We start from the raw sequence: 22,630 nt of genomic DNA on the forward strand, positions 1-22,630 counted from the left end.
CCGGACGCCCCCCTCGGACGGGCGCGACGGCCGTACCCTGGACCCAGCCTTCCGCGCGGGACCGCGATCCGCGCGGCACCACGACCGTCGACGGCGCCGAGGGGGCGCGCGGTGTTCACACGGACCGACGTGGCCGAGCTCGTCCCGCAGATCTGCGGGCCCGTCCTGCTGCCCGGCGACCCCGGCTTCGCCGAGGAGGTCGCCGGCTTCAACCTCGCCGCCGTCCACCGCCCCGACCTCGTGGTCGGCGCCGACGACACCGGGGACGTCATCACCGCCGTGCAGTGGGCGGCCGCCCACGACGAGCCCGTCGGCGTGCAGGCCACCGGCCACGGGGCGGACCTGCCGATGGAGGGCGGGCTGCTGCTGACCACCCGCCGGATGCAGGAGCTCGTGGTGGACCCGGTCCGCCGGTGCGCCCGGATCGGGGCGGGCGTGCGCTGGGGGTCGGTGATCGACGCCATCGCCCCCCACGGGCTCGGGGTGCTCAACGGCTCCTCGACCCACGCGGGAGCCGTCGGGTACACGCTCGGCGGCGGGCTGCCCGTGCTGGGCCGGGTCTTCGGCTTCGCCGCCGACTGGGTGCGCGCCCTCGAGGTCGTCACCCCCGACGGCCGGCTGCGCGCGGTGGACGCCGAGCACGAGCCCGAGCTGTTCGCGCTGCTGCTGGGCGGGAAGGGCAACCTGGGCATCGTCACGACCATGACCCTGGAGCTGTTCCCGCTGGGGCCGCTGCTCGGCGGCGGCATCTTCTGGCCGGGGGAGGACGCCCAGGAGGTACTGGCCGCGTTCAGCCGGTGGGCCCCGGGGCTGCCCGCGGCCGCGAGCACGTCCGTGGCGCTGCGCTGGATGCCCCGCTCCGCGGCGGTGGACCCCCGGGTGGCCCGCCGGCAGGTCGTGCACCTGCGCTTCTGCTGGGTCGGGGACCCCGAGGAAGGCCGGCGCGCGCTCGAGCCGATGCGCTCGACCGGCCGGCCGCTGCTGGACACGGTCGCGCCGCTGGACTACCGCCGGATCGACCGCGTCCACCTCGACGCCACCCAGCCGGGCCTGTACGTGCTCACCGGGGAGTTCCTGCGGGACTTCGACGCCGCGGCGCTCGCGGCGCTGCTCCAGCACGCCGGCCCCGGCACGCAGTGCCCCCTGCCCGAGGTCGGGATCCGCCTCATGGGCGGGGCGCTGGCCGGGCCGGGCGCGCGGGACGACGCCGTGACCGGCCGGGACGCCGCGTTCTTCCTCGAGCTGATCGGCCGGCTCTCCCCGGGGGTGGCCGAGCGCACCCCGCCCGCCCTCGCGGCGATCCTGCGGGCCCTGGCCCCCTGGAGCACCGGGCGGGCCTTCGTGAACCTGCACGGGATGCCCGGCGGGGAGTCGGAGCGGGCCCGGGCCTGGTCCGAGGAGGTCTACGCGCGGCTCGTGCGCGCCAAGGCCGTCTACGACCCGCAGAACCTGCTGCGCTTCCAGCACGTCGTCGGCCAGGTCCGCTGAGCCCGCCCGCCGGGCCCGGCCTGTCCCGCCCGGCCCGCGCCCGGCATGATGGGACCGGGCCGTCCGCGGGCAGCGCGGGCGGGACACACCGGAAGGAGACACGACCGTGGACCTCAAGGGCCTCGTGAACAAGGCGAAGGACTACGCCCGGCGCAACCCCGACAAGGTCGGCAAGGTCATCGACCGGGCCGGGAACCTCGTCGACCGGCGGACGGGGCGCAAGTACGAGCGCCACGTGGACAGCGCCCAGCAGAAGGCCCGCGACCTCCTCGGCGGAGGCCCCGGGACGGGACCGCGGCCCGGGGACGGGTCCGCACCCGGGTCCGTGCGGCCCGGGGAGGCCGGCCCGGACGGGCAGCCGCCCCGCCAGGACCCGCACGGCCGGGGCCCGCAGGAGCCGCCGCGCCCCTGAGCGCCGTGCCGCCCGCCCCGCCGGGGCGGGACCCGTGCGGCCCGGCCGGACCCGCCGGCCGGGCCGCCGGCGTGCTCAGGGCCCGCACGGCCGCGGCCGTGCGGGCCCTCGAGGCGGCGACCGCGGCGGAGACGGGGCGGTCCGGGCCCGCCCGGCGAGCGGCCCGGCGGCGCAGGGCGCCGCTCACGGCGCGTGCCACCAGCAGGGCCAGTCCCGCCGCGGTGGCGGCGGCGACGACGAGGGCGGGAACGAGGACGACGACGACCATGCCTGCTCTTCTCCGGGGGCTCGAGCACCGTCGGGCGCGAACGGGGCCGCGGCCGCCGGGGGAGCGGGCGCGGGGAGCCGGCGCCGGGGGCGGGCGCCGGGGCGACCGCCGGGGGAGGCGGTCCCTCCCATCCTCCCGACCCCGGGCGCCGGCGCAATGGACTTTCGGCGGAACTTTCGCCCCGCCCCCTCGACCCGGCGGGGCGAGGGGGCCGGAGCGCACGCCGCGGGCCACGGCTCCGGAGTGTTCCCCGCGGATGGGCGCCGCCGCTGTCACAATGGCCCCGTGACCTCCGGGAACGGACGGGCGCGGGCGTGTGGGCCACGCCGGTGCCGCCCGCTCCCGCCGGGTCGCGCCACCGCGGCCTCCCCCCGCCGCGGCCGACCGACCGCCCGCAGCACGTCCGCCCCGCTCCTGTCCCCCCGAGGAGTTCCCCCATGTCATCCACCTCCGCCACGCCCGGTCCCGAGGACCGGGTGAGCTGCCGCAGCGCCCACGACCCGTTCGCCACCGGCCCCTACCCGGTGCGCTTCGGCTCCCCGGCCGAGCTCGCGGCCGCGACCCGGCACGAGTACCTGGCCCGCACCGGGCCGCTGCTGGTCGCGTCCCGGGCGGGCTACCACCCGGACGGCCCCTGGCCCGGCTCCGCCCTCGAGTCGGCGCAGAACGTGCTCGCGACCCGCCCGGGCGTGCTCGTGCAGCTGGACCTGCGCCGCACCGTCGACGGCACGTGCGTGGTCCTGCACGAGCCCGTCATGGGCCGGGCCTGCACGGGCGTCGGCCCCATCAGCGAGCAGTCGGCCGACTACGTGCTCAGCCAGCGCCTCGTGGACAACCACGGCGAGGTCTCCGGCTACCGCGTCCGCGAGGCCGCCGACTTCCTCGCGTGGGCGGTGCGGGAGGGGGCGGTGCTGTGGCTGGTCGCCCACGACGTCGACCCGGCCGAGGTCGTGCGCCTGGTGCGCGCCCACGACGCCGCCGCCCACGTCGTCGTCGCCGTCCACGGCCGGGCGGAGCTGACGGCCTACCGCGAGCTCGCCCCCGAGCTCGTCTACTGCGTCCCCACCGGCCGGGACGGCCTCGGCACGGCCGAGGACGTGCGCCGGGAGGCCCCCGACCCGGCCCGGCTGATCGGCTGGGGCGGGCAGTACATGCCCGACCCGGAGGAGGGGCTGCGGCTGCGGTCCTGGGACGTCCCCACGGTCCTGGACCTCACCCGCTACGACGAGAACCTGCACGACGACGAGCTCGACCCGCACTGCTACCGGCGCGCCGTGGAGACCGGCTGCCTGATCCTGGTGACCACCCACTACCGGGAGGCCGCCGACCTGCTCGGGGTGCGGCCCTGGCAGGCCGCGCCCACCGGCCGGCGCGCGCAGCGCGGCTGACCTTCCGCCGGGGCGCCGCGGGGACTAGCGTCGGAACCCAGCGGTGCCCGGGCCCCCGGGAGCGGCGCGACCGGGGCGGGCCACCGACGCAGGCGAGTCCAGGAGGCAGGCCATGGTCCACGTCCAGCTGCTCGGCACCGGCGGCACGATCGCCTCGCGCGGCAGCGGGGAGACCGGGGCGGTCGCGACCGACCTCGCCGCCGGCCTGGCCCGCGGCGAGCACGGGGCCGTCACCGTCGGCGCCCGCGACGTCCTGACCACCAACAGCTTCCGGCTGGACCTGGCGGACCTGCGCCGCATCGCCGAGGCCGCGCGGGAGGCCCTGGAGGACCGCGGCAACGACGGCGTGGTGGTCACCCACGGCACCGACACCCTCGAGGAGACCGCGTTCCTGCTGGACCTCGTCCACGCCTCGCCCAAGCCGGTGGTGCTCACCGGGGCGCAGCGCCCGGCCGACAGCCCCGCCCCCGACGGGCCGGGCAACGTGGCCGACGCCGTGCTGGCCGCCGCCTCGACCGCGCTGCACCACTGCGGGGCCGTGATCGGCTTCGCCGGCACCGTGCGCACCGCCCGCGGGGCCCGCAAGGCCCACACCACCGCCCCCGACCCGTTCGCCGGCGGCACCGAGGTCGCCCGCATCGCCGGGGGCCGGCTGCACGTGCTGGCCAAGCCCGTGCGCCGGCCGCCGCTGCCGCTGCCGGGCCCGGGCTTCGGCACGGCCCGGGTCGAGGTCGTCACCGCCTACCCCGGGGCGACCCCGCACCTGCTCGAGGCCGCCGTGGCCTCCGGGGCGCAGGCGGTCGTGCTGGCCGGGACCGGAGCGGGCAACGCCGGGCCGGGCTTCGCCGAGGCCGTGCGCGCCGCGGTCGGGGCCGGGTGTGCGGTGGTCCTCGGCAGCCGGGTGCCCTGGGGGCCGGTCGTGCCCCGCTACGGCGACGGCGGCGGGGTCGACCTCGTGGCCGCCGGCGCCGTGCCCGCCGGGGAGCTCAGCCCCTTCCAGGCCCGCATCCTGGTGGCGCTGCTGCTCTCCCACGGCACGGCCCCGGCCGAGCTGCCCGCGGCGCTGCGCCCGTACCTGTGACCACCGGCCCCGTTCCCGCCCGAGCCCAGGAGGACCCGTCATGAAGCACTACCTGCTCAGCATCGAACAGCCCGACGGCGGTCCCGCCGGCCCCGAGGTGCTCGGGCCCGTGATGGAGCGCGTCGCCGCGTTCAACGACGAGCTGCGGGCCGCCGGCGCCTGGGTCTTCGCGGGCGGGCTGGACCGGGCCGAGGCCTCCGTCGTCGTCCGCTTCCACGGGGACGACGTCGTCACCACGGACGGGCCCTACGAGCGGGAGGACGAGCACGCCGGGGGGATCTGCGTGCTGGCCGCCCCCGACTACGACGCGGCCATCGAATGGGGGCGCAAGCTGGCCCGCGCCACGACCCTGCCGGTGGAGGTGCGGGAGTTCCAGGGAGAGCCGGCCGAGCACCTGCCGTGAACCCCCCGCGCGGGCCCGGCAGGCTCCGGGCGCTGGTCCGCACCCTCGCCCGCGTCGCCGCACGGGCGCTCACGGCGCAGCTGCTGCGCTGGCTGCTGAGCCTCGTGCGGATCGGCCGCGACGCCGCGGCGGCGGCCCTGGCCAACCGCACCGCGACCTCCTCGGTGCTGGGCGAGGCCCCCGTGGTGGTCAGCCTCGCCTCCCACGGGCGGCGGCTGCGCACCGTCCACCTCGCCGTCGAGGCCATCGCCGCCGGCACCGTGCGCCCCCGCCGGCTGGTGCTGTGGGTCCCCGACGCCGCCGTCGTGGCCGACCCGCCGCCGCCGCTGGCCCGGCTGGTCGCCCGCGGCCTCGAGCTGCGCCGCGCGGACCCGGACCGGGGCCCGCACAACAAGTACTGGCACCACGTGGTCTCGTGCGCCCACCACGAGCTGCCCCTGGTCACCGCCGACGACGACGTCCTCTACGGGCCGGGGTGGCTCGAGCAGCTGCTGGCCGCGCACGCCCGCCACCCGCAGGACGTCGTCGCCCACCGGGCCCACCGGATCCGGCTGGAGAACGGCCGGGTGCTGCCCTACGCCCAGTGGGGTCCGGCCGTGCCGGGCACCGTCTCGCGGCGGACCTTCGCGACCGGGCTGTCCGGGGTGCTCTACCCGCCCCGGGTGCTCGACGCGCTGCGGGAGGCCGGGCCCGCCTTCGAGCGGTGCTGCCCGCGGGCCGACGACGTCTGGCTGCACGTCACGGCCCTGCGCCTGGGCGTGCCCGTGCGCCCGGTCGCGGACGGCGCCACCACCTACCCCGCGGTGCCGGGCACGGTGTGGGGCGGGCTGTGGCCGCGCAACGTGCTGGGCGGGGGCAACGACGCCCAGGTCGCCGCGACCTACACCCCGGAGGACGTCGCGGTCCTGTGGCGGGACCAGCTGGCCACGGAGGGACCCGTGCCCCGCCTGCGCCCCCGCCCCCGGGGGCGCCGTGCGGGCCGCGGGGGCCCCCGCGGTGTGCGGGGCGCGCGCACGCCCGGTCCGCGCTGAGCGCCCTGCGGGCCCGGCGTCAGCCCGCGCGCCCGCGCAGCACCGCCTCGTAGAGGTTCGTGGACACCTGCCCGAGCCGGTGCGCCCGCTCCACCGCGGCGAAGCCGCCGGGGACCTCGTCGTAGGGGAAGTGGATCAGGTCCGCCACGAGCTCCCAGTGGTCGATCATCCCGCCCGTCCACAGCCGGCAGATCTCCTCCGGGGTGTCGCCCGAGAAGGCGGGGACCTCCGGCAGCACGTACTCCTCGTCCGGCACGCGCCAGGCCTCGATCGCGTCGAGGTCGCCCGCGAGCTCCTCGAGGGTGTCGTAGTGTGCGCTCCGGTCCGCGGCCACGCTGCCGCTCGCGGAGGCGAGCTCGACGTCGAAGCCGCCCTCGGCCGCGGCGAACACCGAGGTGGGCCCGGGCTCACCGCCCACGCCGGCGTCCAGCGGCAGCTGCGAGGGCAACCACTCCCAGCCGTCGCCGAGCTGGTCCATCTCCAGGTCGCGGTAGGCCGTCCAGCCGCGGGCGACCAGCAGCTCGTGGGCGTCGTCGTCCCACGTGCCCTGCTCGGCGCCGGTGATCTCCGGCTCGGGCGCGGCGGCCCCGGCGTGGAAACGGCGGCGCTCCTGCTTCTTCTTCGCGGCGGCCTTCTTGCGGGGCTTGCTCTTGGGCACGGGGTCTCCTGGCGGGCGGGAGGACCGGGCGGCGGGTCCTCGGGACCTCCATGATGACCCATCCCCGCGGCCCCCGCGGCGCCTCCGCACGGGGCCGTGGGCGGCCCGGCCCCGTCGTCGGGCGCCGCACACCGTGCGCTGGTTAGAGTGAAGTGCATGGAGCATTCGGAGGCCGAGCGCGTCGGGGCCCTGCACGCCCTGGGCGTGCTCGACACCCCGCGGGAGGAGCGCTACGACCGCGTGGTGCGCCTCGCCCAGCAGATCTTCGGGGTGGGCGCCGCCGCCGTGAACCTCGTCGACGCCGACCGGCAGTGGACCAAGGCCGAGGTGGGGCTGCCCGGGCTGGTGAACACCCCGCGGCGGGACTCCTTCTGCGCCCGCACCGTCGAGCACCCGGGCGCGCTCGTGGTGCCCGACGCCGCGGCCGACGACCGCTTCCGCGCCAACCCCTTCGTCCGCGGCGACCCGCCCGTGCGCTTCTACGCCGGGCACCCGCTGCGCGCCCCCGGCGGGGAACGGATCGGCTCGCTGTGCCTGACCGACCCCGTCCCGCGGGAGCTCACCGCGCGCGAGCAGGCGATCCTGGCCGAGCTGGCCGGGCTGGTCGAGCACGAGCTCGCCGCCCAGCACGAGATCGACCACGCCGGGCAGGTGCAGCGGATGCTGATGCCGCGCACCGCCCCGTCCGTCCCCGGCTGGGACCTCGCGGCCCGGTGGGCGCCGGCGCGCGAGCTCGGCGGGGACTTCTACGACTGGTGGGTCCAGGACGGGCGGCTGCAGCTGCACGTCGCCGACGTCATGGGCAAGGGCCTGCCCGCCGCCCTGCTGGCCGCCTCGGTGCGTGCGGTCCTGCACGGGTCCGCCCGCTACAACGACCAGCGGGCCGCGGTCGACCGGGCCGGGGCCGCCCTGGAGTCGATCCTCGAGGACACCGGAACCTTCGTCACCGCCTTCGCCGCCCGGGTGGATCTCGGCACCGGCGTCCTCGACTACGTCGACGCCGGTCACGGCCTCGCCGTCGTCTGCGACCCCACCGGGGCCCACCGCCGGCTGTGCTCCTCCGGGCTGCCGCTGGGCGCGCTGCCGGGCAGCACGTGGGAGCCGCGCACCGAGCGGCTCGCGCCCGGGGAGACCCTGCTGGTGATCAGCGACGGGCTGCTCGACTACTTCCCGGACGTCCCCGCCGCCCTCGCCCGCGCCGGCCGGGCCGTGGCGGACAGCGCAGGCTGCGAGGAGCTCGTCGAGCGGGTGCTGCGCTTCGCGCTCGAGCGAGGGCTCGACGACGACGTCACCGTGCTCGCCCTGCGCCGCGCCGGCTGAGCGGGAGTAGCCTCGGGAAGGCCCGCCCTCCCGCCCCGCGTCCCAGGAGCCGCATGTCCTCGTCCCGCCCGCCCGAGCCCGTGCGCTCCCGCCTGGACCTGCCCGGGCGCGCCGACCACCTCGTCCTCGTGGGCGCGCTGGGGATCCTCAGCGCCGTGAGCCCCATGGCCATGGACATCTACCTCGCGTCCATGCCGGCGATGGCCGACGACCTCGGCGCCTCCGCCTCCGCCGTGCAGCTGACCATGACGACCTACATGGTCGGCATGGCCGTGGGGCAGTTCCTGCTCGGGCCCGTCTCGGACGTGCTGGGCCGGCACCGGCTGATGGTCGCGGGCAACGTGGTCTTCCTGCTCAGCTCCGTGGCGGTCGTGCTCGCCCCCGGCATCGGCACGGTCCTGGCCCTGCGCACCCTGCAGGGGGTCGCCGGGGCGGCGGGGGTCGTCATCGCCCGCGCCGTCGTCTCGGACATCGCCACCGGCCGGCAGGCCGCGAAGCTGTTCTCGGCGCTGGCGACCATCACCTCCCTGGCCCCGGTCGTGGCGCCGCTGCTCGGCGGGGTCATCGCCACGGTGGCCCCGTGGCAGGTCGCCTTCTGGGCGCTCGCCGGCTTCGGGCTGCTGATGCTCCTGTGCTCGGTGCTCGTGGTCCCGGAGACCCTGCCCCGGTCCCGCCGCCGCACCGGCGGGATCGGGGCGGCGGTCGCCGGCTCCCGGGCCGTGCTGCGCAACGGACCGTTCATGGCCTGGGCGCTGGTCTTCGGGCTGAGCTTCGGCACCCTGTTCTCCTACGTCTCGGCGTCCTCGTTCGTGGTGCAGAACGTCCTGGGCTACTCGGCGCTCGCCTACTCCGCCGTCTTCGCCGTCAACGCCGCGGGGATGATCGCGGCGGCGCTGATCAACGCCCGGCTCGTCGACCGGATCGACCCGGCGGTGGTGCTGCGCACCGCGCTCACGGTCCTGGCCGCGGTCACCGTGGTGGGCCTGGGACTGGTCCTGGCCGGGATCACGGGATGGACCACGCTGGTGCAGCTGTTCGTCGTCCAGACCTGCGTGGGCTTCGTGATGGGCAACGCCACGGCCCTCGCCCAGGAGCGGGTGCCCGGCCGGGCCGGTGCGGGCTCCGCCGTGCTCGGGCTCGTGCAGTTCCTGCTGGGCGGGCTGGTCTCCCCGCTCAGCGGCATCGCCGGGCAGCACACGGCGGTGCCGATGGCGGTGCTCATGGCCGGCTGCGCGGTGCTCGCCCTGGGCGCCGCGGTCGTGGCGACCCGGCTCTCCCGCTGAGCGGGCCGGGCCGCGACCCCGGGCGAGAGCCCGGTGTGCCGCCTCAGCCGCCGAGCTGCCGGGCCTGCTCGTCCCAGGCGGCGTGGGCGTCTCGGGTGCGGGTCGCGCGGTCGATCTCGCGCAGCGCCCGCAGCGCGGCGTTGCGCTGCCGGGCCAGGGAGTCCGCGGCGGCCCGGGCGGCCGCGTCCTGGCGCCCGCGCGCCCTGGCCTCGGAGATGGTGCGCATGACGGCGTCCACCCCGTCGGAGCCGCCGGCGAGGTAGGCGGCGCGCACCTGCGGGTCGGGGTGGCACAGGCAGCGCTCGTCGGACTGCCCGAGCCGGGTGTCGAACTCCCGCCCGGTCAGGTCGGAGAGCATCGCCGCCACCCGGTCCAGCCGCTCCTCGACCTCCGCGAGCAGCCCGGCGCGGGCGGCCGCCGGGCGCAGCGACCACAGGAGCTGGCCGTGCCGGCGCAGGGCGGCCGCGTCCCAGTCCGCCCGGGGGACCTCCGCCAGCCGCGCCGCCACGAAGGCCGCGTCCCCGCCCCGCTGCGGGGGCGGCAGCGCGCCCAGCTGGGCGCCCAGCCAGGCCGCGCGCATGTCCTCCGCCCCGGCGTGCCGGGCCTGCTCGGGGGTGATCCGGGGGCGCGGCGGCGCGGCGGCGCCGGTGGCGCGCACGGCGTTCAGGGCCAGGTGCACCAGCAGGCCCAGGGCGAGGAGGGCGGCGGCGAGGGCGGCGGCGATCACGGCCGTGCTCCCCGCGGGCGGGGCGCCCCGTGCGGGACGGCCCGGTGGGTGCGGCGCCGGTGCGTGGTGCTCATGGGATCCTCCCGAACCCTGCGGCCCTGGACCTCCAGGGTATCCGGGCGGGAGGCCCCGGCACAGGGGGTCAGCCCGGGACCGGGTTGTGGGCGGTGCCGGCGGTCTCCCCGCCGTCGACGACGATCTCGGCGCCCGTCACGAACGACGCGTCGTCCCCGGCGAGCCAGGCCACCGTCGCGGCGACCTCCTCCGGCCGGCCCGCCCGGGCCATCGCGACGTGCTCGACGTCCGGGGACATGCCCTCGGTCATCGGGGTGGCGATGAAACCGGGGTGCACCGAGTTGACCCGGATGCCGTCGGCGGCGAGATCCAGCGCCGCGGTCTTCGTCAGCCCGCGCACCCCGGACTTCGAGGCGGTGTAGGCGGGGATCCGCTCGTAGCCGCGCAGCCCGGCGATCGAGGAGACGTTCACGACCGACCCGCCGCCGCGCTCGCGCATCGCGGGCACCACCGCCTGCAGCCCCAGGAACACCCCGGTGAGGTTCACGGCCAGCACCCGGTCCCAGTCCTCCCGCGAGTGCTCCGCGGTGTGCCCGAAGGCGACGATCCCCGCGTTGTTGACCAGCACGTCCAGCCCGCCGAAGGCCGCCACCGTCGCGTCCACCGCCGCGGCCCAGCCCCCGGCGTCCGTGACGTCGAGGTGCACCCGCTCGGCACGGGCCCCGAGCGCGGGGTGCACGTCCGTCTCCGGCAGGACGTCGGCCAGCATCACCCGGGCGCCCTCCTCGACCAGGCGCACGGCCACGGCCGCCCCGATCCCGCGCGCCGCGCCGGTGACCAGCGCCGTCCGTCCCTCGAGCGTCCCCATGGCGCTCCCCTTCCGCGTCGCTCGTGACCGGGGCGCCCCCGCGCCCCCGGGCGGGACCGGACGGACGACGACGCCCCGCCGCGGCTCCCGCTCCTCCAGCAGAGCACCGCCGCGGCCGCAGCACAACGGGCCCGCGCCTCCCCGCCGGGATGTGACCCGGCGGCGGTGGGCGTGCGGCGTTCCGCTGCGGCGGGGCCGAGTTCAGCCCTCCTCGTTCTCCCCGTGGTCGCTCGAGCTGATGATCAGGAAGGTGATGCCGACGGCGAGGAAGGCGATGCCGCTGCCGGCGTTCTCGGCACCGAACGCGGTGCCGACCCCGATTACGAGGAACACGACCCCCAGGACGAGGAACGTGCTGGTCCTCCGGTGCTCGGGACGGTGCGGTGGGTCGTCGTGGCGGGGCATGGGGTTCCTTCCGGGAGCCGGGGGTCAGGGGCGGGCGAGCAGGTCCACGCCCAGGGCGGTGAGCAGGCCGAAGGCGGTGCCCCACAGCAGGATGGAGACGATCTGCCACAGGATCACGGCGTTGCGGGCGGCGCCGAAGGAGACCATGGCGGTCGCGGTGATCTGGCTGGGCAGGATGGTCTGACCCAGGAGGCTGACCCCGGCCACGCCGTACCGGTCGAAGGCCCGCCGCAGCTTCTGCCGCTGGGCCGAGGGCTCCTTCCGGGAGTCGGCGAACCGCCCCCGCAGCCGGTGCGCGCCCAGCACCAGCAGCAGCATGGAGGCGATGTTGCCGACCACGGCCGCGCCGACGGCGGCGACCGGGTGCAGCCCCGCCAGGACGCCGATCACCGAGCCGAAGTAGGACTCGACGAAGGGCACGGCACCGGCGAGCAGCACCCCCAGCCACTGCAGCAGCGGGGGCAGGGACGAGGTGAAGTCCTGGAGGGTCTCGAGCACGGGGATCCTTCGGTCGTGGGGGCCGGGGCGCGCGGTGGCCGGATCCGGCGGTTCCCAGCGTAGGGACGCGGGTGCGGCGGCGGATCCGCCCGGAGGCTGAGCCGCGCGGGGGAGGTCGGGTGCCCCGGGAGGAGAGGACCGCCGGCCCCGGTAGCCTGGGGGCATGAGATCCGTGCTGCTCCCGCTCCCCGCCGCCGCCGTGCTGCTCCTGTCCGCCTGCGCCGGGGACGACGGCTCCGCCGACCCCCTGCTGGCCGAGCACGGCCTGACCGGGATGAGCACGGAGGAGGTCGTGGCGCAGCTCGACCGCACCCACGAGGACCGCGAGGCCGGTCTCGCCGGGTCCGTGACCTACGACGAGGTGCTGCTGGCCGACGGCGCCGCGGAGACCTCCCTGCCGATGCCCGAGGACCGGTTCTACCTCGCGATCGCGCCGTACCGGACGACGACGCACGAGTGCTTCGCCCACAGCCTCTCCGGCTGCCAGGGGGAGCTCGTGGGCGAGGACCTCGACGTGCGGATCACCGACGCCTCCGGGGCGGTGCTCGTCGACGAGCAGGTCACCAGCTACGAGAACGGGTTCGTGGGCTTCTGGCTGCCCAAGGACATCACCGGCACCGTGGAGGTCTCCTCCGCGGACGGGGCGGCGCGCACCGCGTTCGGGACCTCCGCCGGGGACCCGACCTGCCTGACCACCATGCGGCTGGTCTGAGCCCAGCGGCACCGCACACGGCCCGCGCGCCCGGCCGGGTTCCGCACCTCGGCCCGTGCCGCGGGGATCCCGTCGGTCCGGCTCAGACCCTGCCGGTCGAGCCGCCCAGGCGCTGGGAGATCTCCCCGGCGGCGGCGCGGCAGGCGTCCTGCAGCAGGCGGGCCTGCTCCTCGCCGACCCGGTAGCGGGGCGCGGCGATCATCGTGACCGCGACCAGCTCGCCGCGGTGGTCGTGGACGGGGGCGGCCACGCCGACCTCGTCCACCGAGGTCATCCCGTAGTTGAGGGCCACGCCGTCGCGGGCGACCTCCGTCAGCAGCCCGAGGTAGGCGGTGACGGCGTCCTCGGTGGGGGCGGGGTGCTCGATCGCCCCGGACAGCAGCATCGTCCGGACCCGCTCGGCCGGCTGGCCGGCGAGGAAGACCTGCACCGAGGCGCTGTGCGCCGTGTTGAAGCGGGCACCCAGCGGGGTGGTGTGCTTGATCTGGCGGCGGCTGGGGATCTGCTCGACGCACACGCTCTCGGCACCGTTCCACAGCATCAGGGTGCTCGTCTCCCCGGTCTGCTCGGCCAGGGCCTGGAGCACCGGGTAGGCGACCCGCCGCTCGTCGAGGTCGGCCAGCAGGGGACCGGTCACGGAGATCAGCCCGAGCCCGAGCCGGAAGCGGCGGCTCTGCGGGTCCCGCTCGACCAGCTCCTCCTGCTCGAGGACCGAGAGGATCCGCGAGACCGTGCTCTTGTGCAGGCCGACCTGCGCGGCGATCTCGGTGACGCCCAGCGACGGGCTCTCCGTGGAGAAGCAGCGCAGCACGCTGATCGCGTTGGAGACGACGGAGGCGGCGCGGGCCTCGCCGTTGGACGGGGAGCTCTCGGCTGACACAGGCATAGGACTGACCATTCTTCACCATCGGACGGTTCCCGCGGGCCCGCACCGGCGCGCGCCGTGCCACGGGGCCCGCGACCCGGCCGGGCACGGGCACGGCACCGGGTGCGGCGCCTCGGGACGCCGCACCCGGTGCCGGTGCTGGGGGAGGGGGCCGCCCGCCGTCCCCCGTCGGGGGGAGCGGGCGGCCCGGGGCTCAGCGGCTCAGGGGCCGGTGGCCGCCGGTTCGGTGCCGGCCCGGGCGGAGGCCGGACCGGTGCCGTTCGGGCTCGGCCGCTCCGGACCCGGCTGCTCCGGCCCCGCCCGTTCCGCGCGCGGGGCCGGCGGGAGGTCCCCGGCCTCCATGCGGGCCCCGGCGAGGCGCTCCGCGGCGGTGGGCGTCGGGTCGTTGACCTCCCGCTCCAGGCGCACGATCTCCCGGTTGCGGGTGATCAGACGGCGGACCAGGTTGGCGATCATGAGCAGGATGATGAAGGAGAACGGGAACGCGCCGATGATGGTGCCGGTCTGGACCGTGTCCACCACGGCCGTCCCGCCGAGGGTCAGCAGCGTGACGGCCACGGCCCCGATGCTGGCCACGAGCACGACGCGGAAGAGGGGGCCGGCCTTGCGCGGGGCGGAGACGAACTCCGCCAGGGCGTGGGCGCCGGAGTCCAGCGAGGTGACGTAGTAGGTGGCCACGAGCACGGTCGCCACCACGAGCAGCAGGGACCCGATGACGGGCACGGACTCGAGCATCACGAACAGCCCGCTCGAGGTGTCGGCGGCCACGGCCCCGGAGATGCCCCGGTCGCTGCGGTCGTCGTAGTACAGGGCGGCCGAGCCGATGACGCCGATCCAGATCATGACGATCAGGGAGGGGACCACGGTGACGCCGATGACGAACTCGCGGATCGTGCGCCCGCGGGAGATGCGGGCGATGAACCCGGCGACGAAGGGGCTGAAGGCGATCACCCAGCACCAGATGAACACGGTCCACCAGCCGTTCCAGCTGTCCTGCCAGGTCTCCAGCGGCCGGCCCGAGGTGCCGGCGTCGGTCCAGAAGCTCATCGCGGTGAAGTTCGCGAGGAAGGAGCCGAAGGTCTGGGTGATGTTCGAGAGCAGGAAGATCGTGGGGCCGAAGACGAACACGGCCGCGATCAGCACGATGCTCAGCACGGAGTTGAGCTCGCTGACGCGCTTCATGCCCTTGTTGATCCCGAAGAACGCCGAGACGGCGGTGAGCCCGCCCAGCCCGAGGATGACGACCAGCCACAGGCCCGGGCCCGAGGAGACCCCGGTGAAGGAGCCAAGACCGGAGCTGAACTGCATGGCGGCGAAGCCGAAGGAGGTGGCCAGGCCGAGGACCGTGGCGCTGATGGCGAGCAGCTCCACGACCACGCCGGCCCCGCGCTGGGACCACTTGGGCAGGATGTCCACGGTGGCCTCGCGGAAGGTCAGGGTCTTGCCCAGGTTGTGGTGGGAGTAGGCCAGGCACACGGCGACCACGCAGTACATCGCCCACGCGGTGAAGCCCCAGTGGAAGTAGGACCAGACCATGGCGCCCTCGCCGGCACCGTCCGGGCCGGCGGGCACCACCGGGTTCTCGTCGCGCAGCATGATGGGCTCGGCCACGGACCAGAAGATCAGGCCGATGCCCTGTCCGCAGGCGAAGAGCATCGAGTACCAGGCGAACTTCCCGTGCTCGGGGCGGGCGTCCGGGCCGCCGAGGCGGACCTTGCCGACCCGGCTGAACACCAGCCACAGGCACACCGCCACGGCCACGACCGAGTAGAGGATGAACAGCCACGTGAAGTTGCCGGTCACGAACGTGCGCGCGCCGGAGATCGACTCCGCGGCGCCGGCCGGGTCGAGCGTGACGACCACCAGCACGGCGATGATCAGCAGCGGCGGCAGGACGGCGATGATGGTCCGGTCCAGGGGCGGCAGGTGACGGCCGCGGAAGCGCGGGATGTTGATGGCCCCGGTCGTCACGTCGACGTCGGAGTACCCGTTGCCGTGGTCCGGCGCGGACGCCGGACCGGTCTCGAGGTGCTTGGTCATGTCGGACTCACTTCCCGAACTCGCTGGAGACCGCGCGGGCGATGCCTGCCCGCACGGCGTTGAGCAGCAGCTCGCCCCGCTCCGCGGTGGCGCCTGCCGGTGAGGAGAGGCAGCCCGAGCCCGGGGTGCGGGCCGGGTCCTCGGGGAACACGTCGTAGGGGGTCAGCTCGGCCGGGGGGTGGACCGGGGCCCGGGACATGTCGACCTTCCCGGGGTGCAGGTGGAGCATCAGGGAGGTCTCGAGCACGCCGCCGTGCTCGATGTCCCAGCCGAGGAAGCCGTCGGGGAAGACGGCCTCCAGGGTCTGCTCGTCGACGAAGTCCCAGTAGGACAGCAGCAGCGCCCGCACCGGCCCGCCGTCGTCGTCGCGGTGCTCGCGCACGGCCAGGTCGAGGCCCTCGTAGAGGAACTGGTAGTTCTCGAAGTGGCCGTTGACGACCACGACCCGGCGGATGCCGTGGCGGAAGAACTCGGAGACCACGTCGCGGGTCTGCAGGATCAGCACCTGCCCCGACAGGCTCGTGGTGCCCACGCGGTGGTTGCCGCCGCCGGAGCGCGGCTGGGACTTGTAGCCGTAGCGGAACGCCGGGGCGACCACGGCGTCGAGGTCGTCGGCGACCGCGGCGCAGACGGCGGTGGAGAGCATCGCGTCCACCCCCAGCGGCATGTGGGGGCCGTGCTGCTCGGTGGCCCCGGTGGGCACGAGCACCAGGCCGTGGCCGGTGGACGCGTACTCCTCGTACGAGGCGGCGTCGAGGTCTTCGAGGTGGCGGGTGCTGACCACAGGGATCCTTCCGTGTGCCCGGGGCGCCGGCGGCGCGGACCCGGTGCGGGGTGCGGGGTTCCCGGGCGGCAGGCCCGGGGAGACCGGTGGCGCCGCCCGCGGGCGGCGCCACCGGGGAGGAGCGGCTCAGGCCTCGATGATGTTGTGCTCGGGGCCGTAGGGGAACTTGGTGATGTTCTCGGCGCCGTCCTCGCCGACCACCAGGATGTCGTGCTCGCGGTAGCCGCCGGCGCCCGGCTCGCCCTCCGGGATCGTGATCATCGGCTCCATGGACACGACCATGCCCGGCTCCAGCACCGTGTCGATGTCCTCGCGCAGCTCCAGGCCGGCCTCGCGGCCGTAGTAGTGGCTGAGGACGCCGAAGGAGTGGCCGTAGCCGAAGGTGCGGTTGGCCAGCAGGCCGTGGGAGACGAAGATCTCGTTGAGCTCCGCGGCGATGTCCTTGCACACCGCGCCCGGCTTGATCAGCTCGAGGCCGCGCTCGTGGACCTGGACGTTGATCTCCCACAGCTCGCGCGAGCGGGCGTCCGGCTCGCCCAGGAACAGGGTGCGCTCGAGGGCGGTGTAGTAGCCGGAGGTCATCGGGAAGCAGTTCAGGGACAGGATGTCCCCGCGCTGCAGCTTGCGGGTGGTGGCCCAGTTGTGGGCGCCGTCGGTGTTGATCCCGGACTGGAACCACACCCAGGTGTCGCGCACCTCGCGGTGCGGGAAGGTGCGGGCGATCTCGTGGACCATCGCCTCCGTGCCGGCCAGCGCGACCTCGTACTCGGTGATGCCCTCGCGGATCGCGGCGCGGATGGCCTCGCCGCCGAGGTCGCCGATGCGGGCGCCGTGCTTGATGACCTCGATCTCCTCGGCGGACTTGATCATGCGCTGGCGCATGGCGTCCTGGGAGACGTCGGTGAGCTCGGCGCCCTCGAAGGCGGCCTGGATGCGCTGACGGGTCAGCAGCGGCAGGGCGTCGTCCTCCACGCCGATCCGGTTCGCCTTCACGCCCCGCTGGCGCAGGACCTCCTGGAGGGCGAAGTAGAAGTTGTCGCGCTGCCAGTCGGTGTAGACGATGTTGTCGCCGTAGCTGGTGCGCCACGGCATGCCGGCGTCGATGTTGGCGGTGACCGTGACCGAGTCGTCGGCGGTGACGACCAGGGCGTAGTTGCGGCCGAACGTCGTGTACAGGAAGTCCGAGTAGTACTTGATGCCGTGGTAGCTGGTGAGGATGACGGCGTCCAGCTGCTTGGCCGCCATGATCTTCCGCAGGCCGGTGAGGCGGCGCTCGAACTCGGCGTCGGAGAAGGTCAGCTGCTCCTTCTGGCCGTTGTGCAGGACCTTCAGGCGCTCGAGCTCGGCGACGGAGGTGGCGTTGGCGGTGGTCGTGGTGGTCATGGTGATCCTTCCGTGGGTGGTGCGTGCTTCGGGTGTGGAGTGGTCCGCGCCGGGCGGCGCCGGACCGGGAGGGGTGGTCTGTTCGGGGAGCGCTCAGTGCTCCAGGGGCTTGCCGCCGGTCTCCCGGGAGAGGGCGACGGCGACGAAGGACACGGCCGCGGCGGCCATCAGGTACCAGGCCGGGGCGAGGTTGGTGGCGAAGGCGGAGATCAGCAGCGTGGCCATGAAGGGTGCGGTGCCGCCGAAGACGGCGTTGGCGAGGTTGAAGCTCACGGCGAAGCCGGTGTAGCGGATGCGGGTCGGGAACAGCTCGGCCAGGAAGCTCGGCAGCGTGCCGTCGTTGAGGGTCAGCATCGCCCCCAGCAGCACCTGGACGGCCAGCACGGCCAGGAACGTCCCGGACTCCAGGACCATGAACGCCGGCACGGTCAGCACGACGAAGCTCACGGACGCCGCCATGAGCATCCGCTTGCGGCCGAAGCGGTCCGAGGCCAGGCCGGTGAGGAAGATGAAGCCCACGTAGGACAGCAGCGCCAGCGAGGTGGCCAGGAACGACTCGGTCTTCCCGAGCCCGATCTCCTCGGAGAGGTAGGTCGGCATGTAGCTCAGCAACACGTAGAAGCCCACGGCGTTGAGCAGCACCGCGCCGACCGCGCGCAGCAGGGCGCCCCAGTGGTTGCGGAACATGTCCCGGACCGGGGCCTGGATGACCTCGTCCTCCTCGGCGAGCTCCTGGAACGCGGGGGTGTCCTCGAGCTTCGTGCGGATGTAGCGGCCGATCAGGCCCATGGGCGCCGCGAGCAGGAAGGGGATGCGCCAGCCCCAGCTGTTGAGCTGGTCGTCGGAGAGCAGCGCGGTCAGCCCGGCCACGAACAGGGAGCCGAAGAGCAGACCGGTGGCCGTGGAGGCCGGGACCACGGCGGCGTAGAGGCCGCGGCGGTTGGCGGGGGCGTACTCGACGAGGAACGCCGAGGCCCCGGCGTACTCGCCGGCCGCGGAGAAGCCCTGCACGATGCGCACCACGAGCAGCAGCACCGGCGCGAAGATCCCGATGGTCGCGTAGCCCGGGATGAGGGCGATGCAGAACGTGGAGACGGACATGATGAGGATCGACAGGGACAGCGCGGTGCGCCGGCCGAGCTTGTCGCCCAGGTGCCCCCAGACGAAACCGCCGAGCGGGCGGACGAAGAACGAGATCGCGAACAGGGCGAAGGTCGCCAGCAGGGCCGTCTGCGGGTCCGACTCCGGGAAGAAGACCACCGCGATGGTCGCGGCCAGGTACCCGTAGATCGCGTAGTCGAACCACTCGACGAAGTTGCCGATGAAGCTCGCGGTCACCACGCGGCGGCGGACCGAGGGGTCCGGGGCGCCCGGGGCCGGCGGGCTCGCCGGCACGGCCTGGGCCGCAGCGGCGGCGGCGTCGGAGGAGTGTGACATGTCATCTCCCTGGGGTGGTGTGTTGCATCTTTTGCAACAGCGTTGCCTCAATGTAGGGAGTGGTCCGGCTCACGGTCAATGGGTTCCGCGTTAATTCGTGTTAACCATCGGTAACGGTCTGCAACACGGTTGCTTCGGGCGCGGGGATGACGGCATGCGCATGCGCCGCCCGGGCCGGCGCGGAGGTTCTCAGAGGACCTTGCGCACCTGCTCCTCGAAGTCGCGGATGTGCTCGAGCATGATCGTGGCGGCCTCCTCGTCGCGTCCCTCGAGCACCGCGGTGAGCAGGGCGGTGTGCACCGCGATGTGCTCCTGCAGCTGCGGGATCCGGTCGGCGGCCACGCACCAGATGCGGGTGGCCAGGTTGCCGTAGCGGGTCAGGGTCGTCTCCAGGTGGGCGTTGCCCGCGGCGGCGTAGACGGCGCGGTGGATGGCCACGTCCCAGCGCAGCGTGTCCTCGCGCTCCTCCGCCGCCGGCTGCTCGAGCTGGTCCCGCAGCCGCAGCAGGCGCTCGCGGGCGGCGCCCCCGTGCCGCTCGGCGGCCAGGCGGGCGGCCAGGGGCTCCAGGACCTCGCGCACCTGCGAGATCTCGGACAGGGCGGTGATGTCCACGGTGGTCGCGAAGGTTCCCCGGCGGGGGTAGGTGACCACGAGGTGCTCCGACTCCAGGCGCTTGAGGGCCTCGCGCAGGGGGGTGCGCCCCACGCCCATCTCCTCGCTGAGGCGGGCCTCGTTGAGCGGGCTGCCCGGTGGGATGTCGAGCAGGATCAGCCGGTCCTGCAGCCGGAGGAAGGCCTGGTCGGCCAGGGACCGTCCGCCCTCCGTGGTGTCGTCGTGCTGCAGCAGCATGCGGGGAACCCTTTCCTGCGGCGGGGATGACGGTGCTGTGACGGGTGTTCGGGCCTCCCGGAAAAAAGTGCTTGACCCCGAGTGGTCCTGCTCACATACTAAGGGTCAACAACTGATATATCAGTTGCACACCGCAGACATCCCAGGAGGTCACATGACCGTGCACGAGGAGTCCCCTCTGTACCAGCTGCTGGCCGAGAGCGATCCCGAGATCGCCGCCGCCGTCGACGCCGAGCTGCGCCGCCAGCAGTCCACGCTCGAGATGATCGCCTCCGAGAACTTCGCCCCGAGCGCGGTCATGGAGGCCCAGGGCTCCGTGCTGACCAACAAGTACGCGGAGGGCTACCCCGGCCGGCGCTACTACGGCGGCTGCGAGCACGTCGACGTGGTCGAGCAGCTCGCGATCGACCGCCTCAAGGCGCTCTTCGGCGCCGAGCACGCCAACGTCCAGCCCCACTCCGGGGCCCAGGCCAACGCCGCCGCGATGTTCGCGCTGCTGGACCCGGGGGACACGATCCTCGGCCTGGACCTCGCCCACGGCGGGCACCTCACCCACGGCATGAAGCTCAACTACTCCGGCAAGCTCTACCGCGTGGTGGCCTACGGCGTCTCCCCGGAGGACCACCGGATCGACATGGCCGAGGTGGAGCGCCTCGCCCTGGAGCACCGGCCCCGCATGATCGTCGCCGGCTGGTCCGCCTACACCCGTCAGCTGGACTTCGCCGAGTTCCGGCGCATCGCCGACGCGGTGGGGGCCTACCTCATGGTCGACATGGCCCACTTCGCCGGGCTCGTCGCCGCCGGGCTGCACCCGAACCCCGTGCCCCACGCCCACGTGGTGACCTCCACGACCCACAAGACCCTCGGCGGCCCCCGCGGCGGCGTGATCCTCACGACCCAGGAGCTGGCGAAGAAGATCAACTCCGCGGTCTTCCCCGGCCAGCAGGGCGGCCCGCTCGAGCACGTGATCGCCGCCAAGGCCGTGGCCTTCAAGCACGCCGCCGGCGAGGAGTTCCGCGACCGCCAGCGGCGCACCCTGGAGGGCGCCCGCCTGCTCGCCGAGCGCCTGCTCGCCCCGGACGTGCTGGCCGCCGGCATCGACCTGGTCAGCGGCGGCACCGACGTGCACCTGGTCCTCGTGGACCTGCGCGACTCCGAGCTCGACGGCAAGCAGGCCGAGGACCGGCTGCACTCGATCGGGATCACCGTCAACCGCAACGCGGTCCCCTTCGACCCCCGCCCGCCGATGGTCTCCTCCGGGCTGCGCATCGGCACCCCGGCCCTGGCCACCCGCGGCTTCGGGCCCGAGGAGTTCGCCGAGGTCGCCGACATCATCGCCGAGGCCCTCGTGCGCGAGCCCGAGCCGGCGCACACCGAGCGGCTGCGCGAGCGCGTCACCGCCCTGACCGAGCGCTTCCCGCTCTACCCGAACCTGTCCGCCCCCGTCCTGAACGGAGCCCTCTGATGGCCGACCTCCTGCCGGAGCACCCGGACTTCCTGTGGCACAACCCCGACCCCAAGCCCTCCTACGACGCCGTGATCGTCGGCGGCGGCGGGCACGGGCTGGCCACCGCCTACTACCTGGCCAAGAACCACGGCATGACCAACATCGCCGTGCTCGAGCGCGGCTGGCTCGCCGGCGGCAACATGGCCCGCAACACCACGATCATCCGCTCCAACTACCTGTGGGACGAGTCCGCCGGGATCTACGAGCACTCCCTGAAGCTGTGGGAGCAGATGGAGGACGAGCTCGACTACAACGTCTTCTTCTCCCAGCGCGGCGTGATGAACCTGGCGCACACCCTCCAGGACGTGCGCGAGAGCGTGCGCCGGGTCAACGCCAACCGCCTCAACGGCGTGGACGCCGAGTGGATCGACCCGCAGCAGGTCAAGGAGCTGTGCCCGATCATCAACATCGGGGACGACATCCGCTACCCGGTGATGGGCGCGACCTACCAGCCGCGCGCCGGCATCGCCAAGCACGACTGGGTCGCCTGGGCCTACGCCCGGGCCTGCGACCGGATGGGCGTGGACATCATCCAGAACTGCGAGGTCACCGGGTTCGTCAAGGACGGCGAGCGCGTGGTCGCCGTGGAGACCTCCCGCGGGACGATCCGCACGGGCAAGGTCGGCCTCGCCGCCGCCGGGCACTCCTCGGTGCTCGCCGAGCTCGCCGGGTTCCGCCTGCCCATCCAGTCCCACCCGCTGCAGGCCCTGGTCTCGGAGCTGCACGAGATGGTCCACCCGACCGTGGTGATGTCCAACCACGTGCACGTCTACGTCTCCCAGGCGCACAAGGGCGAGCTCGTGATGGGCGCCGGCGTGGACGCCTACAACGGCTACGGCCAGCGCGGGTCCTTCCACGTGATCGAGCAGCAGATGGCCGCCGCCGTCGAGCTGTTCCCGATCTTCGCCCGGGCCCACGTCCTGCGCACCTGGGGCGGGATCGTCGACGTCACCCTCGACGCCTCCCCGGTGGTCTCCAAGACCCCGGTGGACCAGATGTACGTCAACTGCGGCTGGGGCACCGGCGGCTTCAAGGGCACGCCCGGGGCCGGGTACACCTTCGCCCACACCATCGCCACCGACGAGCCGCACCCGCTCAACGCCCCCTTCAGCCTCGAGCGGTTCGAGACGGGCATCCTCATCGACGAGCACGGCGCCGCCGCCGTGGCGCACTAGCGGACCAGGAGA

Annotated in this window: 22 protein-coding genes; 11 read left to right on the forward strand and 11 right to left on the reverse strand. The window is 74.6% G+C overall.

The features are described 5' to 3' along the window. Positions 1-111 precede the first annotated feature (111 nt). The 6 genes from AS188_RS03430 to AS188_RS03455 all read left to right on the forward strand — a co-directional run bounded on the left by AS188_RS03430 (position 112) and on the right by AS188_RS03455 (position 6,071). On the forward strand, positions 112-1,488 hold the full coding sequence (locus tag AS188_RS03430) for an FAD-binding oxidoreductase (RefSeq protein WP_236945042.1): 1,377 nt from the start codon (positions 112-114) through the stop codon (positions 1,486-1,488). A gap of 106 nt (positions 1,489-1,594) precedes the next feature. After that, the gene (locus AS188_RS03435) at positions 1,595-1,900 is read left to right on the forward strand and encodes an antitoxin (RefSeq protein ID WP_058857664.1); all 306 of its coding nucleotides are present in this window, start codon (positions 1,595-1,597) and stop codon (positions 1,898-1,900) included. Positions 1,901-2,605: 705 nt separating this feature from the next. Next, positions 2,606-3,556, forward strand: a complete 951-nt coding sequence (locus tag AS188_RS03440; RefSeq protein WP_058857665.1) for a hypothetical protein — start codon at positions 2,606-2,608, stop codon at positions 3,554-3,556. A 112-nt stretch (positions 3,557-3,668) separates the two neighbouring features. Continuing rightward, positions 3,669-4,637: an asparaginase gene (locus AS188_RS03445; RefSeq protein ID WP_058857666.1), complete on the forward strand. Its 969-nt coding sequence runs from the start codon at positions 3,669-3,671 to the stop codon at positions 4,635-4,637. Positions 4,638-4,677: 40 nt separating this feature from the next. Then, positions 4,678-5,040, forward strand: a complete 363-nt coding sequence (locus tag AS188_RS03450) for a YciI family protein (RefSeq protein WP_058857667.1) — start codon at positions 4,678-4,680, stop codon at positions 5,038-5,040. Beyond that, on the forward strand, positions 5,037-6,071 hold the full coding sequence (locus AS188_RS03455) for a hypothetical protein (protein ID WP_058857668.1): 1,035 nt from the start codon (positions 5,037-5,039) through the stop codon (positions 6,069-6,071). Before AS188_RS03450 ends, AS188_RS03455 begins: the two co-directional genes overlap by 4 nt. Positions 6,072-6,090: 19 nt before the next feature. Here the strand turns inward: AS188_RS03455 and AS188_RS03460 are convergent, their stop codons facing one another. Beyond that, positions 6,091-6,729 (reverse strand): hypothetical protein, encoded by a 639-nt coding sequence (locus AS188_RS03460; RefSeq protein WP_058857669.1) that lies wholly within the window; start codon positions 6,727-6,729, stop codon positions 6,091-6,093. Positions 6,730-6,885: 156 nt separating this feature from the next. On the opposite strand from AS188_RS03460, the gene AS188_RS03465 reads away from it, so the two are divergent. Both AS188_RS03465 and AS188_RS03470 read left to right on the forward strand, forming a co-directional pair. After that, a complete protein-coding gene (locus AS188_RS03465) occupies positions 6,886-8,049 on the forward strand; it encodes a PP2C family protein-serine/threonine phosphatase (protein ID WP_058857670.1) in 1,164 nt (387 codons plus the stop codon). Positions 8,050-8,102: 53 nt separating this feature from the next. After that, on the forward strand, positions 8,103-9,332 hold the full coding sequence (locus AS188_RS03470; RefSeq protein WP_058857671.1) for a multidrug effflux MFS transporter: 1,230 nt from the start codon (positions 8,103-8,105) through the stop codon (positions 9,330-9,332). Between the two features lie 43 nt (positions 9,333-9,375). On the opposite strand, the gene AS188_RS03475 is transcribed toward AS188_RS03470, so the two are convergent. The 4 genes from AS188_RS03475 to AS188_RS03490 all read right to left on the reverse strand — a co-directional run bounded on the left by AS188_RS03475 (position 9,376) and on the right by AS188_RS03490 (position 11,845). Beyond that, positions 9,376-10,059 carry a hypothetical protein gene (locus tag AS188_RS03475; protein ID WP_058857672.1) on the reverse strand — a complete coding sequence of 228 codons (684 nt, stop codon included), beginning with the start codon at positions 10,057-10,059 and terminating at the stop codon, positions 9,376-9,378. Positions 10,060-10,201: 142 nt separating this feature from the next. Further along, positions 10,202-10,942 (reverse strand): SDR family NAD(P)-dependent oxidoreductase, encoded by a 741-nt coding sequence (locus AS188_RS03480; RefSeq protein ID WP_058857673.1) that lies wholly within the window; start codon positions 10,940-10,942, stop codon positions 10,202-10,204. A 201-nt stretch (positions 10,943-11,143) separates the two neighbouring features. Continuing rightward, on the reverse strand, positions 11,144-11,347 hold the full coding sequence (locus AS188_RS03485; RefSeq protein ID WP_058857674.1) for a hypothetical protein: 204 nt from the start codon (positions 11,345-11,347) through the stop codon (positions 11,144-11,146). Between the two features lie 24 nt (positions 11,348-11,371). Beyond that, entirely contained in the window at positions 11,372-11,845 is a 474-nt protein-coding gene (locus tag AS188_RS03490) for a hypothetical protein (RefSeq protein WP_058857675.1), read from the reverse strand. Positions 11,846-12,008: 163 nt separating this feature from the next. On the opposite strand from AS188_RS03490, the gene AS188_RS03495 reads away from it, so the two are divergent. After that, a complete protein-coding gene (locus AS188_RS03495; protein ID WP_058857676.1) occupies positions 12,009-12,557 on the forward strand; it encodes a CueP family metal-binding protein in 549 nt (182 codons plus the stop codon). A gap of 82 nt (positions 12,558-12,639) precedes the next feature. Here AS188_RS03495 and AS188_RS03500 read toward each other — a convergent pair whose 3' ends face one another. The 6 genes from AS188_RS03500 to AS188_RS03525 form a co-directional block, all read right to left on the reverse strand. Then, positions 12,640-13,443, reverse strand: coding sequence for an IclR family transcriptional regulator (locus tag AS188_RS03500; protein ID WP_236945043.1), 804 nt, complete (start codon positions 13,441-13,443; stop codon positions 12,640-12,642). A gap of 201 nt (positions 13,444-13,644) precedes the next feature. Beyond that, positions 13,645-15,483 (reverse strand): BCCT family transporter, encoded by a 1,839-nt coding sequence (locus AS188_RS03505; protein ID WP_083529222.1) that lies wholly within the window; start codon positions 15,481-15,483, stop codon positions 13,645-13,647. 7 nt (positions 15,484-15,490) lie between these two features. Further along, complete coding sequence (locus tag AS188_RS03510; protein ID WP_058857678.1) at positions 15,491-16,267, reverse strand: creatininase; 777 nt, start codon at positions 16,265-16,267, stop codon at positions 15,491-15,493. A gap of 126 nt (positions 16,268-16,393) precedes the next feature. Beyond that, positions 16,394-17,650 carry a M24 family metallopeptidase gene (locus AS188_RS03515; RefSeq protein WP_058857679.1) on the reverse strand — a complete coding sequence of 419 codons (1,257 nt, stop codon included), beginning with the start codon at positions 17,648-17,650 and terminating at the stop codon, positions 16,394-16,396. A gap of 93 nt (positions 17,651-17,743) precedes the next feature. After that, positions 17,744-19,087, reverse strand: a complete 1,344-nt coding sequence (locus AS188_RS03520; protein WP_058857680.1) for an MFS transporter — start codon at positions 19,085-19,087, stop codon at positions 17,744-17,746. A 189-nt stretch (positions 19,088-19,276) separates the two neighbouring features. Further along, positions 19,277-19,936: a GntR family transcriptional regulator gene (locus AS188_RS03525; protein ID WP_058857681.1), complete on the reverse strand. Its 660-nt coding sequence runs from the start codon at positions 19,934-19,936 to the stop codon at positions 19,277-19,279. Positions 19,937-20,090: 154 nt separating this feature from the next. Here AS188_RS03525 and AS188_RS03530 point away from each other — a divergent pair, with 154 nt between their 5' ends. Both AS188_RS03530 and AS188_RS03535 read left to right on the forward strand, forming a co-directional pair. Continuing rightward, a complete protein-coding gene (locus AS188_RS03530; RefSeq protein ID WP_058857682.1) occupies positions 20,091-21,401 on the forward strand; it encodes a serine hydroxymethyltransferase in 1,311 nt (436 codons plus the stop codon). Further along, positions 21,401-22,618: a sarcosine oxidase subunit beta family protein gene (locus tag AS188_RS03535; RefSeq protein ID WP_058857683.1), complete on the forward strand. Its 1,218-nt coding sequence runs from the start codon at positions 21,401-21,403 to the stop codon at positions 22,616-22,618. The genes AS188_RS03530 and AS188_RS03535 overlap by 1 nt, the downstream gene beginning before the upstream one ends. Positions 22,619-22,630 lie beyond the last annotated feature (12 nt).

This window comes from Kocuria flava (genome assembly GCF_001482365.1).
Taxonomy (GTDB): Bacteria; Actinomycetota; Actinomycetes; order Actinomycetales; family Micrococcaceae; genus Kocuria; species Kocuria flava.

Coding starts and splice junctions, on each gene's coding strand:
- AS188_RS03440 (WP_058857665.1), top strand. CDS start 2,606: ATGTCATCCACCTCCGCCACGCCCGGTCCCGAGGACCGGGTGAGCTGC.
- AS188_RS03445 (WP_058857666.1), top strand. CDS start 3,669: ATGGTCCACGTCCAGCTGCTCGGCACCGGCGGCACGATCGCCTCGCGC.
- AS188_RS03450 (WP_058857667.1), top strand. CDS start 4,678: ATGAAGCACTACCTGCTCAGCATCGAACAGCCCGACGGCGGTCCCGCC.
- AS188_RS03465 (WP_058857670.1), top strand. CDS start 6,886: ATGGAGCATTCGGAGGCCGAGCGCGTCGGGGCCCTGCACGCCCTGGGC.
- AS188_RS03470 (WP_058857671.1), top strand. CDS start 8,103: ATGTCCTCGTCCCGCCCGCCCGAGCCCGTGCGCTCCCGCCTGGACCTG.
- AS188_RS03480 (WP_058857673.1), bottom strand. CDS start 10,942: ATGGGGACGCTCGAGGGACGGACGGCGCTGGTCACCGGCGCGGCGCGC.
- AS188_RS03485 (WP_058857674.1), bottom strand. CDS start 11,347: ATGCCCCGCCACGACGACCCACCGCACCGTCCCGAGCACCGGAGGACC.
- AS188_RS03495 (WP_058857676.1), top strand. CDS start 12,009: ATGAGATCCGTGCTGCTCCCGCTCCCCGCCGCCGCCGTGCTGCTCCTG.
- AS188_RS03500 (WP_236945043.1), bottom strand. CDS start 13,443: ATGCCTGTGTCAGCCGAGAGCTCCCCGTCCAACGGCGAGGCCCGCGCC.
- AS188_RS03505 (WP_083529222.1), bottom strand. CDS start 15,483: ATGACCAAGCACCTCGAGACCGGTCCGGCGTCCGCGCCGGACCACGGC.
- AS188_RS03515 (WP_058857679.1), bottom strand. CDS start 17,650: ATGACCACCACGACCACCGCCAACGCCACCTCCGTCGCCGAGCTCGAG.
- AS188_RS03520 (WP_058857680.1), bottom strand. CDS start 19,087: ATGTCACACTCCTCCGACGCCGCCGCCGCTGCGGCCCAGGCCGTGCCG.
- AS188_RS03525 (WP_058857681.1), bottom strand. CDS start 19,936: ATGCTGCTGCAGCACGACGACACCACGGAGGGCGGACGGTCCCTGGCC.
- AS188_RS03530 (WP_058857682.1), top strand. CDS start 20,091: ATGACCGTGCACGAGGAGTCCCCTCTGTACCAGCTGCTGGCCGAGAGC.
- AS188_RS03535 (WP_058857683.1), top strand. CDS start 21,401: ATGGCCGACCTCCTGCCGGAGCACCCGGACTTCCTGTGGCACAACCCC.